A 16856-nucleotide genomic window follows, 5' to 3' on the forward strand; every position below is an offset into this window, starting at 1 on the left:
GACCATCCGCCGAGCCCAGTAGGGGCAAGCCCATGCAGCATGGCAGCGATCGCCCGGCCGGCGCGTCTCCCGCTCCGGCCACCGAGCCCAAGTACCGCGTCACAGCACCATGGACCCTTCCGGGACCAGAGGTAGCTTCCCTTCTCGGCACGGACGCCCAACGCGGCCTGACGCCCCGTGAGGTCGAAGAACGCCGCGCTGAGTACGGGCTGAACCGGCTGGCCGGGAAACCCGCGGTACCAGCGTGGCGAAAGATCCTGGCGCTGCTCTCGGACCGGCTAATCCTGGTCCTCCTCGCCGCCGCCGTCCTGAGCGCCGTCGTCTCCGGGGAACTTGAAACCCCCATCGTCATCCTTGCCGTCGTCATCCTGAACACCACCTTGAACTACGTCCAGGAGCGGAGGGCGGAGAGCAGCCTGGAGGCCCTCCGGAAAACGGACGTGGGCACTACCCGGGTGCGCCGGGACGGCACGGCCGCCACCGTTCCGCGCGAAGACCTGGTGCCCGGGGACATCGTCCTCCTGGAAGCGGGGGATTCAGTTCCGGCGGACGGGCGCCTGCTGGAAGCAGTGCGGCTCCAGGCAGCTGAAGCCGCCCTCACCGGTGAATCCCAGCCGGTGAACAAGGACGCACAGGCCACCCAGGACGCAGACGCACCCCTCGGTGACCGCCACAGCATGCTGTACATGGGCACGGACATCAGCCGGGGCCGGGCCCTGATGGTCGTCACGGGCACGGGGATGGCCACCCAAATGGGACACATCGCCCATATGCTCGGCAGCACCCCGGATGAGAAGACAACACTGCAGCGCAGCATTGACCAGCTGGCCGCCCTCCTGACGTGGATCGCCCTGGCCGTCGTGGCACTGGTTTTCGTGCTGGGGCTGCTGCGCGGCGAGGACCTGAGCACCCTGCTCCTAACCTCGGTGTCCCTGGCCGTGGCCACCATCCCGGAGGGACTGACCGCCGTCGTCGCCTTCACGCTCGCCATGGGCGCGTCACGCCTTGCGGCCCGCGGAGCCATCATCAAGCAGCTCTCCGCCGTGGAGACCCTCGGCGGGACCTCGCAGATCTGCACGGACAAAACCGGCACCCTGACACTGAACGAAATGACTGCACGCCGCATCCTGGGCCCCGCCGGTCCCACTTTTCGGGTCACCGGGACCGGCTACGGCGTCGACGGCAAGATTCTGAGCCCGGACGGTGACCAGGTTCCGGCACTGACCGAGGCGTACCTCGCCATGGCCCTCTGCAACGATGCCTCCGTCACCGACGGCGTCCTCTCCGGCGATCCGACGGAAGGAGCGCTGGTGGTGCTCGCGGAGAAGGGAGGCATCGATCCGATGGGTGCGCGGGCCACGCACCCCCGGGTGGCGGAAATCCCCTTCGACTCCGCCTACAAGTACATGGCGACCTTCAACAGCAGCAGGAACCAACCGGGACGCGTTCACTGCAACGTCAAGGGTGCGCCCGGTGTCGTCCTGGAGATGTGCTCCTCTGCAGTCGTTGCGGGCGGCATCGAACCGCTGGACGCCGGATGGCGGGAACGCCTGGCGGAGGAAGTGGCTGCCTTGGCCGGATCCGGCCTGCGGACCATGGCCGTTGCCGGACGCTGGCTGGATGATGCGGTGCCCGAGGACCCGGCAGGCCTTAAGGAAGCAGCAACGGACCTTGTCCTGTACGCCGTCGTCGGCATCATGGACCCGCCCCGCCCCGAAGCGCGCGAGGCGATCGAGCGTGCCCACGGGGCAGGCATCAGCGTCCGCATGATCACCGGAGACCATCTCGTCACGGCGTCGGCAATTGCCCAGGACCTCGGTATCCGGGGCAGCGCTGTTTCCGGCACGGACCTGGACGGACTCAGCCAGGACGAACTCGAAGCGCGGGCAGCTCAGTACGGCGTGCTGGCCCGGGTGTCTCCCGAACACAAACTGAGGGTGGTCGAGGCGCTCCAAGCTGACGGAAGTGTCGTTGCCATGACCGGCGACGGCGTCAACGACGCCCCGGCGCTCAAGCGCGCCGACATAGGAATTGCCATGGGGATCACCGGAACGGATGTCTCCAAGGGCGCGGCGCGGATGATCCTCACCGATGACAACTTCGCCACGATCGTCGACGCTGTCGAAGAGGGGCGCGGCATCTATGCCAACATCCTCAAGTTCGTGCGCTTCCAGCTCACCACGGCGTGGGGATTCGTCCTGATGTTCCTCGCCGCGGCAACGTTCGGCTTCGCCGGGGGAGCGCCCTTCACCGCAATCCAGATTCTCTGGGTCAACATCATCATGGACGGGCCGCCGGCGCTGGCACTCGGGGTGGACCGGACCGATCCCAGCGTCATGCGGCAGCCGCCGCGGAAGCCGCGGGAACCGCTGTTAACCGGCCAGCGGCTGGTGGGGCTGCTCGTGTCCGGGCTTGTGATGGCGGCGGGAACCTGCTGGGTCGGGCTCGCTTCGCCGTCAATTTTCCCGGGAAGCGAAGCCCCGGGGGAGGACTTCGCCACCACCATGGCCTTCACTACCTTTGTGTTCTTCCAGGTCTTCAACCTGCTGAACGTCCGGAGCGAAACGTCGTCGGTCTTCTCACTGCAGACGTTCACCAACCGGAGCATCTGGCTGGCGCTGGGCGCCGTGGTCGTGCTCCAGGTCCTGGTGGTGCAGGTAGGCGTGCTGGAAAACCTGTTCGACACATCCCCCCTGACCGCGGACCAGTGGCTGCTGTGCATCGGGACGGCAGCCAGCATCATCGTCGTCTCCGAAGCCAGCAAGGCAGCCGCAGCGATCCGCCGGCGTCGTGCTACCAGGGAGACGGCCGGTAATCCTTGAGGAATACGCCGTGCAGGTCTTCGCCGGCTTCACCCATCACGATCGGATCGTAGACCCGCGCTGCTCCGTCAACGAGGTCCAGCGGCGCGTGGAAACCTTCCTCGGCCAGGCGAACCTTGGTGGGGTGCGGGCGCTCGTCCGTGATCCAGCCGGTGTCCACCGCGGTCATCAGGATGCCGTCGGTCTCCAGCATTTCACCGGCGCTGGTACGTGTGAGCATGTTCAGGGAGGCCTTGGCCATATTGGTGTGGGGGTGCCCGGGACCCTTATAGCGGCGGGCGAATTGGCCCTCCATGGCGGAGACGTTCACGATGTACTTGCGCCGGGCGGGAGAGGCTGCCATGGCCGGGCGCAGCCGGTTCACCAGAAGGAAGGGCGCCGTCACGTTGCACAGCTGCACTTCGAGCATCTCGAGCGGGTCTACCTCGTCCACCAGCTGGGTCCAGCTGTTGACCGGTGCCGTATCCGGAACCAGGCCGCCGGCGTCGATTGCCGTGCCGGCCTCCAGCTTGGCCAGGGACGAGGAGCCGGCGGTCAGCGCCAGCGACGTCACCGCGTCGCCGGCGAGCACCGGATGCTCCGCCACGGAGCCGGCCAGCGCAGTGGGGTGGGCGTTGTAGGTATTGCCAAACGTGACGAGCTCCGGCATCGGCCGGCCGGAGGGCAGTTCTTCGTGTTCGGCCTCCACGAGCGGCTGGTAGGCGTTGGACGTCCGCCGGACAGTCTGGGCAGCGTTGTTGATCAGGATGTCCAACGGCCCGTCGGCAGCGACGGCGTCGGCCAGGGAAATCACCTGCGCGGGATCCCGCAGGTCAATCCCGACGATCTTGAGCCGGTGCAGCCACTCGGACGAGTCCTCCATCGCGGCGAAGCGGCGGGCCGCGTCCTTCGGGAAGCGGGTGGTAATCGTTGTGTGGGCACCGTCGCGGAGCAGCCGCAGCGCAATGTACATGCCGATCTTGGCGCGCCCGCCGGTCAGCAGTGCACGCCGCCCGGTGAGGTCGGTCCTTGCGTCGCGCTTGGCGTGGCTGAAGGCTGCACACTCCGGGCAGAGCTGATGGTAGAAGGCATCGACCAAGGTGTACGGCTGCTTGCAGATGTAGCAGTTGCGCGGCTTCAGCAGGGTTCCGGCGGACGGGCCGTGGGCCGCACTGCGCAGCTGCGCACCGCGGGTCTCGTCGTCGATGCGGTCCGGAGCGCCGGTGGCAGTGCGGGCCACGACGGCGCGGTCTGCTTCCGCCACCGCGTCCCGCTTCGCAACTTTTCGGTGCTTCTTGACGGCCTTGAACATCTTGGCGGTCGCCCGGCGGACGGCGACGTGGTCCGGATGGTCTTCCTCAAGCACGTGGATCCGGGACAGGACCCGGAGGCAGGCGTCCAGGTCTTCGGGGCTGAGGCCGGTGCTGTCGGTGGGGCCCAGTTCAGTGGTGCTCAGTTCAGTGGTGCTCAGTTCAGTGGGGCTCGGTTCAGTGCTGCTCACGTCAGTGCTGCTCATGGAGTCGTTTCTGGGATGTGGTCCGCCGGGGGTGTGCACGGCGGAGGGCAAAATGGTGCACTTCGACCTTACCGCCACGGGCACGCCAAGCCGGAATCAAGCGGCGGGGCCCACAGCCCGCTGAACCCCGGCGCCTCCAGGAAAGGCCGCCGGGGTGAAGCGGACTCCGTACCGCCTAGTCGATGCGAACTGTCTGCCCCTTGCTCAGCACTGTCAGGCCCGACGCCGTCACGGTGTAGCCGCGGGCAAGGTCAAGCTCCCGGTCCACGCCAATAGTGGCACCCGGCGGGATCTGCACGTTCTTGTCCACGATGGCGCGGCGGACAATTGCCCGCTCTCCCACATGCACGCCGTCCATGATCACGCTGTCGCTGACGCTGGACATGGCGTCGACGTATACGTCATGGGCCAGGACGGACCCGGAAACGCTGCCCCCGGAAATGACCGCACCGTTCGAGACAATCGAGTCCACTGCGGTACCTGGTTCATCGGAAGGTCCGCGGACGAACTTGGCGGGCGGCGAAATGCTCTGCCGGGTGTAGATGGGCCACTGCAGGTTGTAGAGGTTGAAGGCGGGCACGGGCGAAATCAGGTCCATGTTCGCGTCGTAGTAGGAATCCAGGGTGCCTACGTCCCTCCAGTACCGCTGGTCCCGGCCGGTGGCCCCGGGAATCACGTTTTCGGTGAAGTCGTATACCGCCGCTTCTCCGCGGTCCACGAAATACGGAATGATATCCCCGCCCATGTCGTGCTTGGTGATCAGGCGTTCAGCGTCCACCCGCAGCGCTTCCACCAGTGCGTCAGTCGTGAAGACGTAGTTTCCCATTGAGGCCAGGAAGCTGTCGGGATCATCGGGCAGGCCGGGAGTGCTTGAGGGCTTTTCCACGAACGCTGCGATCCGTCCCGGCATGGCGGGGTCCGTTTCGATGACGCCGAACTGGTCGGCCATGGAGAGCGGCTGCCGCACTGCTGCCACGCTGCACGGAGCTCCGGAAGCAATATGGGCATCGACCATCTGGGAGAAATCCATCCGGTACACGTGGTCTGCGCCGATCACGACGACGATGTCCGGCCGGGCATCGTCAATCAGGTTCATCGACTGGTACAGGGCATTGGCGCTGCCCAGGAACCAACTCTTTCCGACCCGCTGCTGTGCGGGCACGGATGCCACGTAGTTCTGCAGCTGCGTGGACAGCCGCCACGTTTCGGAAATGTGCCGGTCCAGGCTGTGCGACTTGTACTGGGTCAGCACCACGATCTGCAGATAACCGGAATTCACCAGATTGGACAGGGCAAAGTCGATGAGCCGGTATTTCCCGGCGAAAGGCACGGCGGGTTTGGCCCGGTCAGCAGTAAGCGGCATGAGCCGCTTGCCCTCGCCCCCGGCAAGGACAACGGACAGGACTTTCTTCGGTGCCATGTGCATACTCCTGACTTCCACCCGCAGGTGGGAAACTGTTTAGCCTGCCGGAGAGGTAAGCCTGCTGCCCAACACACTAGATCACCGCACGTGATGTGCACTACGTTGTACAAGTGCGAGTAGATATCGTTTCCAAGGAATTCCCGCCGGAAATTTACGGCGGTGCCGGTGTGCACGTCGCTGAGCTCAGCCGGGTGCTGGCCGGTCTCCTCGACCTGCACGTCCATTGTTTTGGCGCACCCCGGGAGCTGGACTATCACGGAGCCCGGGTCAAGGCCTATCCCGTTCCGGCTGAGCTGGAAACCGCCAACCCGGCTGTGCAGACCCTGGGAACGGACCTGGACATGCTGCAGGGCTTCCAGGGCGCAGACGTCATCCATTCGCACACCTGGTACGCGAACATGGCCGGCCATCTCGGCTCACTGCTGTACGGGGTTCCGCACGTCCTCAGCGCCCACAGCATCGAACCGCTCCGCCCATGGAAAGCCGAACAGCTGGGCGGAGGCTATGCGCTCTCCTCCTGGGTCGAGAAAACCGCGTACGACGCCGCCTCGGCCATCATCGCCGTTTCTGAAGGAATGCGCCGGGACATCCTCCGCGCCTACCCGGAGGTCACGCCCGGGAAAGTGCACGTTGTCCACAACGGCATCGACACCAGCGACTGGCGGCCCGACCTCGACCCGGATGCCCTGCGGGGCCTGGGCATTGACCCGGATGCCCCGTCAGTCGTCTTTGTCGGGCGGAATACCCGGCAAAAGGGCGTGCCCTATCTCCTCCGCGCAGCCGCCCTCCTGCCCCCGGATGTGCAGGTCATTCTGTGCCTGGGTGCCGCGGACACACCCGAACTCGCCTCAGAGACCGCCATCCTCATCGACGAGCTGGTGGAGACCCGCAGCGGTGTTGTCGTGATCGAACGCATGCTGCCCAGGGACGAGCTCATCAAGGTCCTCAGTTCCGCGACGGCGTTTGCCTGCCCGTCGATCTATGAACCGCTCGGCATCGTCAATCTTGAAGCCATGGCGTGCGGTACGGCGGTCGTCGCCAGTGCCACCGGCGGCATTCCGGAGGTAGTGGACGACGGAGTGACCGGACTCCTGGTACCCCTCGACCAGCTCGACGACGGCACCGGTACCCCACTTGATCCCGAAACCTTCGTCCGGGACTTCGCCGCCGCGCTAACCGTTGTTGTCACAGACCCGGACCGCGCCGTCCAGATGGGCCAGGCAGGCCGCCGGCGCGCCGAGCAGGAGTTTTCCTGGGACAGAATCGCCCAGGCGACCATCGACGTCTACCGTTCAGTTCTTCCCTAGAAACGACTGGTCAGCGACGAAAAAGCGGTTGTACCCAGGAATTACTGCGGCCACCGCTTTTATGGTTAGTGCGGCTGTTAGCGGCTGGCCTTGGCGGCCTGTTTCTTCCGCTGGATCAGAATTTTCTCGTCAACCGGAGCCGCGCCGCTTGCCCGCAGCAGGCGCTGATACTCCATGGACTCGTCCTGACGCTCCTTCTCGGCACCCGTGGCAACTGCGGCGCGCAGGTGCTCCGGTCCGTAGCCGAAGGCGTTCACCAGGTCCATGGCGTGCGGGCGGATCTTGGCCAGCAGCCGGTTGATGTACTCGCCCAGGGTGCGGGCACGCTGGGAAGACAGCCGTCCGTGCATGAGGTACCAGGCCAGGTTCTTCTCGATCAGGCCCAGCCCAAAGAGATCGCGCAGCCAGGTCACCACCTGCCGCGTGCCGTCGTCCTCAATCCGCTCCAGGCCGCGGGTGAAGGCTTCCCACTGCAGCAGTTCCGCGTGCGCCCGGGCAGCCTCAATCAGGTCGTGTTGGTTCCGGTTGAACACCACCGCGGCTTCCGCCTTGGGCAGCTTGCGGGCCTTCTGGAGCTCTCCGGCTACCTCCGCGACCATCGTGGCGACGCGGTCGGCCAGCAGGTCGTGCTGGGTGCGGGGGTCACGCAGGGCAATGGCGGATTTCTTTTCGGAGCCCGTGTCGGCGACGGTCTGCACGATCTGCCGCAGCCCGGAGCGGTGGAAGGTGCGCTCGGTGGCCTGACCCACCACATAGCGGGCCAGGACACCGAAGTCGGCACTCTGGAATTCCTTGGCATAGTCGGCGAGCAGCCGCTTGGCCACCAGCTGGAGCAGGACGGTGTTGTCGCCTTCGAACGTGACGTAGATGTCCAGGTCCGACCGGAGGGCCGTGAGCCGGTTCTCTGCCAGGAAGCCCGCACCGCCGGTAGCCTCACGGCATTCCTGCAGGGTGTCCAGTGCGTGCCAGGTTGAGAGTGACTTCAGCGCTGCTGCCAGCGTTTCCAGGTCCTGGCGGTTCTCGTCAGTGTCGTCGGCGCCGGAGAACACGTCGTCGAACTTTGCGAGCAGTTCGTCGTGGGCGAAGGACGCCGCGTACGTGGTGGCAAGCAGAGGCAGCAGCCGGCGCTGGTGCTGCTGGTAGTCCATCAGCACTTCCTCGACGGTATCCGAGGCACCATTGAACTGCCGGCGCTCGGTCGCGTACTTGATGGCGATATTCAGTCCCAGCTTGGAGGCGGCGACTGCGGCGCCGTCGAGTGATACCCGCCCCTGGACCAGGGTGCCGATCATGGTGAAGAAACGGCGTCCCGGGCTTTCGATGCTGGACGTGTACGTACCGTCCTCAGCAACGTCTCCGTAGCGGTTCAGCAGATTGGTACGGGGAATCCGGACGTTGCTGAAGTGCAGCCGGCCGTTGTCGATTCCGTTGAGGCCGCCCTTGACTCCGTCGTCCTCGCCGCCGATGCCGGGCAGGAACCCGTTCTCATCCCGCAGCGGAACGTAGAACGCGTGGACGCCGTGGTCGACGCCCTTGGTGATCAGATGGGCGAACACCACTGCGGCCTTGCCGTTCACGGCGGCGTTGCCGATGTAGTCCTTCCACGCCGCACGGAAAGGGGTGTTGATGATGAATTCGCCGGCTGCCTCGTCGTATTCCGCCGTGGTCGCGATGCTGGACACATCGGATCCGTGACCGGTTTCCGTCATCGCGAAGCACCCCGGGATGTCCAGGCTCATGATGCCGGGGAGCCACTTCTCGTGGTGCTCGCGGTTACCGAGGTGCAGGACGGCGGAGCCGAACAGTCCCCACTGCACGCCGGCTTTGATCTGCAGTGACGGATCGGCCACCACGAGCTCCTCGAACCCGGCGATATTTCCGCCGTGGTTATCCTGGCCCCCGACGTACGTAGGGAAGGCACGGTGCACGGCATCGGCGTCAACGAGGATCCTCAGCTGGTCCATGACGCGCAGGCGGTGCTCGGTGTGCGTCAGCCCGGCGGGGGTGTGGAGGGCATCGGTGCCGGCAAGTGCCCTGGCCTTCATCCGGATCTCCTCCCACTTCCCCAGGAGGGCGCGGCCCAGTGCCTCTACGTTGACGGTAGCCGAATCGTCATCGCTGATGACGGTGCTGGCCGGAAGCTGGCGCTCTGGGGTGGAGACTGATTGCGTCATTGCGTGTCCTTACTTGTCGGCACTGCGTCGGAGCCGGTTCGGCCGCCACGCACAGTGGTGGAGGGAGTAACAGTCGTTGCTGCGGGTTCGGGGGAGTCCCAGCCGATCCCGTCGAAAAGCCAAATGGTGAGCTGGTCGGTCATTTCGGCTTCAGTCGGACGATCCGGTCCGGTCGGCGTCGCAAGCCAGCGTTCACCGGCTGCGCGCACCATGCCCAGGGCTGCGATGGGCCAGAAGCCTGCGGCGGACTGCGTCACGGCATCCGACTGGTGGCCTTTCAGGTACAGCTGCACGGCGTGGTCCATCATGGAGCTGATATTCGCCATGAAATGCGAGAGGGCGACGGCGACACCGGGTTCGCTGCCTGCCGCAGCCTCGCCTGCCGGGCTGCCCGTGACGAAGGCATAGACGTTGGGAGAGGTCTCGGCCATCTGAAGATAAGCCGAAACCATGGCGCGCATACCCGAGCGGGGGGAGTCCGCGCTGCGACCGGCGGCCAGGATCTTTTCCTGCATCTGGTTGATCACGACTTCGCCCATGGCCTGCTGAAGCCCCGACTTGTCACCGAAATAGCGGTAGTACACGGACTTGGAGGTACCGGACGCAGCGGCGATCTCTTCCATGGACGCCTGCGCGCCGAGGGTGTGGACTGCCCGGCGGGCGGCCTTGATCAGGGCTCCGCGCCGCTCGGTGCGGTGGGCTTCCCACCGCACGGACCGGCCGTCCGCCGTCCGAGTATCTTGTTTTGCTGCGCTGTTCACGATACTCAGCGTATCAGGTACGCTGGGTTACAGTAACTCTCGTCACACAACGACCCCCAAGGAGAATGACGAATGGCTGCACAACCCGCCTCCGCACCGCAGCCGGTGCAGGGCTCAGGTCCCGCCGTACGGAACGCCGTCGTAATCGGCGGCAACCGCATTCCCTTCGCCCGGTCCGGCGGAGCGTATGCGCACAGCTCGAACCAGGACATGCTCACCGCCGCACTTGACGGACTGGTGGCCCGCTTCGGGCTGCAGGGGGAACGGATCGGTGCTGTTGCGGCCGGCGCGGTTTTGAAGCACTCCCGGGACTTCAACCTCACCCGGGAGGCAGTCCTCGGTTCCGCACTGTCCCCGGAGACGCCTGCCTACGATGTGCAGCAGGCCTGCGCCACCGGCCTGGAAACCGTGGTTTCCCTGGCGAACAAGATCAAGCTGGGCCAGCTTGAATCCGGCATCGCCGGCGGCGTCGATTCCGCCTCAGATGCCCCGATCGCCGTCAGTGAAGGCTTGCGCCGCGCGCTCCTGGACCTTTCCCGTGCCCGGAACACCAAGCAGAAGCTCGCAGCGATCGCCAAGATCCGCCCCAAGGACCTGGCACCGAACGCACCGACCACCGGAGAACCGCGCACCGGACTCTCCATGGGGGAGCACCAGGCCCTGACCACGGCACAGTGGAAGATCACCCGCGAAAGCCAGGACGAGCTCGCGTACAACAGCCACCGGAACCTGGCAGCCGCCTACGACCGCGGATTCTTCGACGACCTCATGACCCCGTACCGCGGCCTGTCCCGCGATTCGAACCTGCGTGCAGACACCTCACTGGAGAAACTCGCTTCCCTCAAGCCGGTCTTCGGCCGTGCGCTGGGTGACGAAGCGACCATGACCGCGGGCAACTCAACCCCGCTCACCGACGGCGCGTCGGTTGTGCTTCTCGGCTCGGAAGAATACGCCCGCCAACATGATCTGCCGATGCTCGCCAACATCATCGATGCCGAGGCCGGGGCGGTCGATTTCGTCCACGGACGCGACGGACTGCTCATGGCGCCGGCCTTCGCCGTCCCGCGCCTGCTGGCCCGCAACAACATGACCTTCGACGATTTCGACTTCTTCGAGATCCACGAAGCCTTTGCGGGTACGGTGCTGAGCACCCTGGCTGCCTGGGAGGATGACGAGTTCTGCCGCACCCGCCTGGGACTGGAAGGCCCGCTGGGCAGCATCGACCGGAGCAAGCTCAACGTCAACGGCTCCTCCCTCGCTGCCGGCCACCCGTTCGCAGCCACCGGCGGGCGAATCGTCGCCTCGCTGGCCAAGATGCTGTCCGAAAAGGGGTCGGGACGCGGCCTCATCTCGATCTGCGCGGCGGGCGGCCAGGGACTCGTGGCCATCCTGGAGGCTCGCTGACATGTCGGATACCTATCTGAACCTGGTCAACTCCGGCCTCACCAAGGAGATCGCGAAGAAGCTGGGTCTTCCACGGCCGGCCGTGCTGCGGCGCTTCGACCCGTCGAAGCCGCTGGTACCGGGACCCGTCCTGGTCCTGGGGAAAGGCGAATCCGCTGACACCCTGGCCTCCGTGCTGCTTTCCTGGCAGCAGGACGTCCGCCGTCACGCGACCCCCAAGGAAAAGCTCGGCGCCATCCTCATGGTCCTGGACGAAGTGATGTCTCCGGAGGACCTGTCCGCCGTGAGCCTCGACGCCGGCGCCAGCCTGCGGGACCTTGCCGCCGGGGGACGGATCGTCACCGTCTCGCGGCCGGCTTCCGAGGCGCAGGACCCTGCTGCCGCTGCGGCGCGCCAGGGCGTCGACGGCACGCTGCGCTCCCTTGCGCACGAACTGCGCGGCGGGGCGACCGCGAACGGGATCGTGCTGGCCAACGGAACCGGTGCCACGGCACCGTCCGTGGCCGCCGCCCTGCGTTTCCTGCTTTCGGGCCGCAGTGCGTACGTGAACGGACAGTTCATCACCGTTGGATCCACTGCCGGGGAGCTCCCCGCCGAGTGGACTGCTTCCCTGGCGGGCAAGACCGCCGTCGTCACCGGAGCCGCCCGCGGCATCGGCGCTGCGATCGCCCGCGTGCTGCACCGCGAAGGCGCCAACGTCATTGTGGTGGACGTTCCGGCAGCGGGGGAGCAGCTGGCAGCGGTGGCCAATGAAATCCACGGGACGGCGCTGCAGGTGGACATCACCCGTGACGACGCGGCCGACAGGATTCTCGCCCACGCAGCCGAACGCTACGGCCGGCTGGACATTGTGATCCACAATGCCGGCATTACCCGTGACAAGCTGCTGGCCAACATGGACGCCTCGCGCTGGGATTCCGTGATTGCGGTGAACATCGCCTCTCAGCTGAAGATGAACGAGCGTTTCCTGGCCTCGGAGGCGTTCAGCCAGCAGGGCCGGATTGTCTCGCTGGCGTCCACCAGCGGAATCGCCGGCAACCGCGGCCAGACGAACTACGCAGCCTCCAAGGCAGGGATTATCGGTATGGTCCGGGCCACCGCGCCCCTGCTGGAGCCCCGCGGCGGTTCGATCAACGCCGTCGCTCCCGGCTTCATCGAAACGGATATGACCGCCCGGATGCCGGCGCTGACCCGCCAGGTTGCACGGCGGCTTTCGAGCCTCCAGCAGGGCGGCCAGCCCATCGACGTCGCCGAGACCATCGCATTCCTCGCCTCTGACGGTGCGGCCGGTGTGAACGGGCAGGTCCTGCGGGTCTGCGGCCAGAATATGGTTGGAGCATGAGCGTCCAGGACCTGCAGCAATTCCAGCTCCACGAAATCCCTGCACTGGGCCGGCTGTACCTTTCCGCGGCCGGCAACGCCGCGCGCAGCAAGCTGTCATCCGCGGCTTCAACCCAGACGCTGCCGGCAGCACGCCACACCGTCACCAACGCCAGGGTAAACCTTGAGAAGCTGACGGATTTTCAGCGGCTGGTGCTCCGGAGCGCTCAGGACACGCTGCCGTCGGGGTACGTTCACACGTTCGCTTTCCCGGTGGCCATGAGCGTGATGGCACGTGAGGACTTTCCCCTGCCGCTGCTGGGAATGGTGCATCTGCGCAACCAGGTCACGCACCTGCGGCCCATCCATTACACGGAGCCGCTGAGTGTCACCGCCTGGGCGGAAAACCTGGCCGGCCACCGCGCGGGAACGCAGGTGGAACTGGTGGCCGAAGTCCGTTCCGGCACCGAACTCGTGTGGACCGGACGTTCGGTCTATCTGGCCAAGGGTGTCTTCCTTCCCCGGATCGACCGCGTCCAGGCCCGGACGGAGCGGGAGGACTTCACGCCGCCGGTTCCCACGGCCCAGTGGCGGCTCGGAGCGGACGCGGGGCGGAACTATGCGAAGGTGTCGGGGGACTTCAACCCCATCCACCTGAGCAGCCTCTCCGCCAAAGCGCTGGGCATGAAGCGTTCGATCGCCCACGGGATGTACCTCGCCTCGCGGGTCGTCGCGGAAGCTGGTCCGGCCTTGCCGGAACCTTTCGAATGGAACATCGAGTTCGAATCGCCGGTGTTCCTTCCGGCGACAGTGAGCGTCCGCATTTCAGACGCCGGCACTCCGGGGGAGATCACCGGGACAACGTTCACGGGCTGGAACCAGCGCAGCCGCCGCAGGCACTTCCACGGCTGGGCCCGGCCGCTCTGACACAGAGGCAGCGGGCACCGGACTGCTAGAGTTCGGCCATGAACGAATCCCGTTTTGCCGAACTTGCCAAGGAACTGGACGCCGCTGATCCCTTGGCTGACCTGCGCGAACGTTTCATTGGACACAATGACCCGGCCATCAGTGCCTACCTTGACGGCAATTCCCTCGGCCGGCCGCTGGCGGCAACGCTGGACCGGCTGGGGGAGTTCGTTACCCACGCATGGGGCAGCCGGCTGATCCGTTCCTGGGATGAGGAATGGCTCGCCCTTCCCTCTGCAATAGGTGACCGGCTGGGCGCGGCCGTACTCGGTGCGGCTCCGGGGCAGTGCATCGTGGCGGATTCGACCACAGTACTGCTCTACAAGCTGGCGCGTGCGGCTGTGGCTGCCGGCGGGGACCGTACCGAGATTGTGCTGGACCGGGATAACTTCCCCACGGACCGATATGTCATGGACGGTATCGCCCGCGAGTGCGGTATGACGCTGCGCTGGCTGGAGGCAGATTACGACGGCGGCGTGACGCCGGAAGCCGTGGCTGCCGCCGTCGGGCCCCGGACGGCCCTGGTGGTGCTCAGCCACGTTGCCTACCGCTCCGGCTTTATCGCCGATGTTCCGGCCATCACGGCGCTGGTGCACGAAGCCGGCGGACGGGTTCTCTGGGACCTGTGCCATTCTGCCGGCTCAGTTCCCGCCGAGCTCGATAACTGGAACGTCGATTACGCCGCCGGCTGCAGTTACAAGTACCTGGGCGGTGGTCCCGGCGCCCCGGCGTGGGCCTACGTTGCCCGCCGCCACCACGAAGATTTCGCCCAGCCCATCCAGGGCTGGCTCGGAGCAGGCGATCCATTTGCCATGGGCGCTGACTACGTACCCGCCGCCGGGATCCAGCGGGTGGTCTCGGGAACGCCGCCGATCCTGGGCATGCTGGCCATACAGGACATGATTGCGCTCATCTCCGAGGCAGGCATGGACGCCGTGCGGACCAAGTCCGTGCAGCTCACCTCCTTCGCGGTGCAGGCCTTCGACGAAGTCCTCGCTCCGCTTGGCGTCACGCTGGCCTCGCCTCGGGACACCGCCCAAAGGGGCAGCCACGTGACGATTGACCATCCCGCATTCAAGGACGTGACGGCCCGGCTCTGGGAACGCGGCATCATTCCTGACTACCGCAACCCCAACGGCATCCGGCTGGGACTTTCTCCGCTGTCCACGTCCTTCGCCGAAACCTGGACCGGACTCGAAGCCATCGCCTCAGAGCTCCGGCACGCCGCCTAAGCCTGAAGGGTCTGGCTTGCCCTGACCGAAAGGACCGGGCAGGACGCCTCCAGCAGGATCCGCTGAGCGGTGCTGCCGAGGAAAAGCTTGCCCACCGGCGTGCGGTGCCGTAAGCCGACGACGATCAGCCGGGCCCCGAGCCGCGAGGCAACCGCCAGGATTTCGTCCGCGGGGTCATAATCCCCCTCCGGATGGATGATCTGAAAGGACAGTCCTGCCGATTCCAGTTCCGCGGCAATCACGTTCAGGTCAGCGGCGGCGTCCTCGCCGTGGGCATGCCCGTGCCCCAGGCCGCGGCCCGTCGTGCGGACATTGACGACTGCCAGCTCGTCCTGGAACAGTTCGGCCACCCGTCTTGCCTGGGCGAGGGCGGCAGCGCCCTCGGCTCCCGGGACGTAGCCAACGACGATGCTAGCCATGGAGTTCCTCCGGATCAGTGAAGCGGGTTCGTTTGGCTTTGACCGCCCGGTTCCACAGCCAAGTAAAGAACCACAGGACCACGCCTACCGCCAGCAGGATTCCGGCGATGCGGTACTCAATGGGGTCCTGTGCCCAGGGACCCACCAGGAAGGCGCAGGTCGCGGCCCCCACCCAGGGCATGATGCCGGGGGAGCGGAACGTCTTGCGGACGGCCGCGGCGCCGTCCTCCGTTTCCGGCCCGGCATCCGGCGGACGCCGGCGCAGCACGATGCAGGCGATGTTCACAACCGTGAAGACGCAAAGCAGGAGCAGTGCGGTGGTTCCGCCCAGCGCCGACACCGTTTGCGGGCCCATGGCATTGGTGACCAGGATGATGAGTCCAATGGCGATAGCCGTGGTGAACACGATCGCCGCCCACGGTGTCCTCCGGCCGGGCAGGACCAGGGCCAGCCCCCGGGGCAGCACCTCCTGGCGCGACATCCCGTACAGCAGCCGGCTCGCCATCAGCATGTTGATCAGGGCCGTGTTAGCCACCGCGAATATCGACAGGAACGGATAAAAGACGTCGATCGGGAACCCCGGAGCGCCGGTCTGCACCACCTCCAGCAGGGGAGTCTGGCTTTCGGAGAGCTGCCCCACCGGGACCACCGCCACCGCGGCGATGGAGACCAGCAGGTAGATGAAGACCGTTATGCCCAAACCGCTGAGCATGACTTTGGGAAATATCCGCGCCGGGTCTTTCGTCTCTTCTGCCATGTTGACCGAATCCTCGAACCCGACCATCGAGAAAAACGCCAGCGAGGTAGCCGCGGTGAGCGCCAGGAACACGGATTTCCCGCCTTCGGTCTCGAAGACCATGACCCGGGAGAAGTCCACGTTGCCCTGGCCCATGGCCCAGAAACCGATGCCGATCACGATGAGGAGTCCGGTCAGTTCCACGATGGTCAGGAAGACATTGAACTTGATGCTTTCACCGACCCCGCGGAGATTGATGACCGCCAGGAGCACCATGAAACTGACGGCCACGGCGGTTACGCCGAATTGCCCCCAGCCGAGGTTGAACCCGACCAGGAAGTTCTCGGCAAGGAACTTCGAGGCCGTCGAGGCCGAGGTGATCCCGGAACACAGGACGGCGAAGGTCACCAGGAACGTGACGAAGTGAATTCCGAACGCTTTGTGGGTGTACAGGGCGGCTCCGGCTGCCTGCGGATACTTGGTCACCAATTCCAGGTAGGACAGGGCCGTGATCGTGGCAACCGTAAAGGCGATCAGCACCGGCGCCCAGGCCGCCCCGCCAATCTCTCCGGCGATCTGTCCGGTCAGGGCGTAGACGCCGGTTCCCAGCACGTCACCCACGATGAACAGGAGCAGGAGCTTGGTTCCCATCACCCGTTTCAGCTCCGGGCCGCTGCCTTCGCGCGGCGGACCGCTGGTCGCCGCATGCTCACCTCCGGGAACACTCATGCCCGGTATTCTGCGCGCGGAAGCACCACCGCCGCAATGCACCCGGCAGATGCAGCCCCTCCGGGCAT

The 16856-nt window shown here is 65.9% G+C and carries 12 protein-coding genes; 6 read left to right on the forward strand and 6 right to left on the reverse strand.

All coding sequences use genetic code 11. From position 1 onward, the window contains the following. Positions 1–32 precede the first annotated feature (32 nt). Positions 33–2822, forward strand: a complete 2790-nt coding sequence (locus TVB01_RS10285) for a cation-translocating P-type ATPase (protein WP_422455804.1) — start codon at positions 33–35, stop codon at positions 2820–2822. Here TVB01_RS10285 and TVB01_RS10290 read toward each other — a convergent pair. Next, a complete protein-coding gene (locus TVB01_RS10290; RefSeq protein WP_422455805.1) occupies positions 2794–4317 on the reverse strand; it encodes an SDR family NAD(P)-dependent oxidoreductase in 1524 nt (507 codons plus the stop codon). The genes TVB01_RS10285 and TVB01_RS10290 overlap by 29 nt on opposite strands. A 175-nt stretch (positions 4318–4492) precedes the next feature. Further along, complete coding sequence (gene glgC, locus TVB01_RS10295) at positions 4493–5743, reverse strand: glucose-1-phosphate adenylyltransferase (protein WP_422455806.1); 1251 nt, start codon at positions 5741–5743, stop codon at positions 4493–4495. 107 nt (positions 5744–5850) lie between these two features. On the opposite strand from glgC, the gene glgA reads away from it, so the two are divergent. After that, positions 5851–7047 carry a glycogen synthase gene (glgA, locus tag TVB01_RS10300; RefSeq protein ID WP_422455807.1) on the forward strand — a complete coding sequence of 399 codons (1197 nt, stop codon included), beginning with the start codon at positions 5851–5853 and terminating at the stop codon, positions 7045–7047. Positions 7048–7124: 77 nt separating this feature from the next. On the opposite strand, the gene TVB01_RS10305 is transcribed toward glgA, so the two are convergent. Continuing rightward, positions 7125–9221 (reverse strand): acyl-CoA dehydrogenase, encoded by a 2097-nt coding sequence (locus TVB01_RS10305; protein WP_422455808.1) that lies wholly within the window; start codon positions 9219–9221, stop codon positions 7125–7127. Next, on the reverse strand, positions 9218–9982 hold the full coding sequence (locus tag TVB01_RS10310) for a TetR/AcrR family transcriptional regulator (RefSeq protein ID WP_422455809.1): 765 nt from the start codon (positions 9980–9982) through the stop codon (positions 9218–9220). The genes TVB01_RS10305 and TVB01_RS10310 overlap by 4 nt, the downstream gene beginning before the upstream one ends. 72 nt (positions 9983–10054) lie before the next feature. On the opposite strand from TVB01_RS10310, the gene TVB01_RS10315 reads away from it, so the two are divergent. From TVB01_RS10315 to TVB01_RS10330, 4 genes are read left to right on the forward strand one after another with little or no spacing between them, the layout of a single operon-like run. Beyond that, complete coding sequence (locus tag TVB01_RS10315) at positions 10055–11386, forward strand: acetyl-CoA C-acetyltransferase (RefSeq protein WP_422455810.1); 1332 nt, start codon at positions 10055–10057, stop codon at positions 11384–11386. Position 11387: 1 nt separating this feature from the next. Further along, a complete protein-coding gene (locus TVB01_RS10320) occupies positions 11388–12728 on the forward strand; it encodes a 3-oxoacyl-ACP reductase (protein ID WP_422455811.1) in 1341 nt (446 codons plus the stop codon). Then, entirely contained in the window at positions 12725–13633 is a 909-nt protein-coding gene (locus TVB01_RS10325; RefSeq protein WP_422455812.1) for a MaoC family dehydratase, read from the forward strand. The genes TVB01_RS10320 and TVB01_RS10325 overlap by 4 nt, the downstream gene beginning before the upstream one ends. 38 nt (positions 13634–13671) lie before the next feature. After that, positions 13672–14904 carry a kynureninase gene (locus TVB01_RS10330; RefSeq protein ID WP_422455813.1) on the forward strand — a complete coding sequence of 411 codons (1233 nt, stop codon included), beginning with the start codon at positions 13672–13674 and terminating at the stop codon, positions 14902–14904. Here TVB01_RS10330 and TVB01_RS10335 read toward each other — a convergent pair. Together TVB01_RS10335 and TVB01_RS10340 are read right to left on the reverse strand one after the other, a co-directional pair. Continuing rightward, positions 14901–15323, reverse strand: a complete 423-nt coding sequence (locus TVB01_RS10335) for a universal stress protein (protein ID WP_422455814.1) — start codon at positions 15321–15323, stop codon at positions 14901–14903. The two genes, TVB01_RS10330 and TVB01_RS10335, sit on opposite strands and share 4 nt — an antisense overlap. After that, positions 15316–16788 (reverse strand): APC family permease, encoded by a 1473-nt coding sequence (locus TVB01_RS10340; protein ID WP_422455815.1) that lies wholly within the window; start codon positions 16786–16788, stop codon positions 15316–15318. Before TVB01_RS10340 ends, TVB01_RS10335 begins: the two co-directional genes overlap by 8 nt. Positions 16789–16856 lie beyond the last annotated feature (68 nt).

This window comes from Arthrobacter sp. 7Tela_A1, assembly GCF_049311065.1.
GTDB lineage: Bacteria > Actinomycetota > Actinomycetes > Actinomycetales > Micrococcaceae > Arthrobacter_B.

Coding starts and splice junctions, on each gene's coding strand:
- TVB01_RS10330 (WP_422455813.1), top strand. CDS start 13,672: ATGAACGAATCCCGTTTTGCCGAACTTGCCAAGGAACTGGACGCCGCT.
- TVB01_RS10315 (WP_422455810.1), top strand. CDS start 10,055: ATGGCTGCACAACCCGCCTCCGCACCGCAGCCGGTGCAGGGCTCAGGT.
- TVB01_RS10285 (WP_422455804.1), top strand. CDS start 33: ATGCAGCATGGCAGCGATCGCCCGGCCGGCGCGTCTCCCGCTCCGGCC.
- TVB01_RS10325 (WP_422455812.1), top strand. CDS start 12,725: ATGAGCGTCCAGGACCTGCAGCAATTCCAGCTCCACGAAATCCCTGCA.
- TVB01_RS10320 (WP_422455811.1), top strand. CDS start 11,388: ATGTCGGATACCTATCTGAACCTGGTCAACTCCGGCCTCACCAAGGAG.
- TVB01_RS10335 (WP_422455814.1), bottom strand. CDS start 15,323: ATGGCTAGCATCGTCGTTGGCTACGTCCCGGGAGCCGAGGGCGCTGCC.
- TVB01_RS10305 (WP_422455808.1), bottom strand. CDS start 9,221: ATGACGCAATCAGTCTCCACCCCAGAGCGCCAGCTTCCGGCCAGCACC.
- TVB01_RS10340 (WP_422455815.1), bottom strand. CDS start 16,788: ATGAGTGTTCCCGGAGGTGAGCATGCGGCGACCAGCGGTCCGCCGCGC.
- glgC (WP_422455806.1), bottom strand. CDS start 5,743: ATGCACATGGCACCGAAGAAAGTCCTGTCCGTTGTCCTTGCCGGGGGC.
- TVB01_RS10290 (WP_422455805.1), bottom strand. CDS start 4,317: ATGAGCAGCACTGACGTGAGCAGCACTGAACCGAGCCCCACTGAACTG.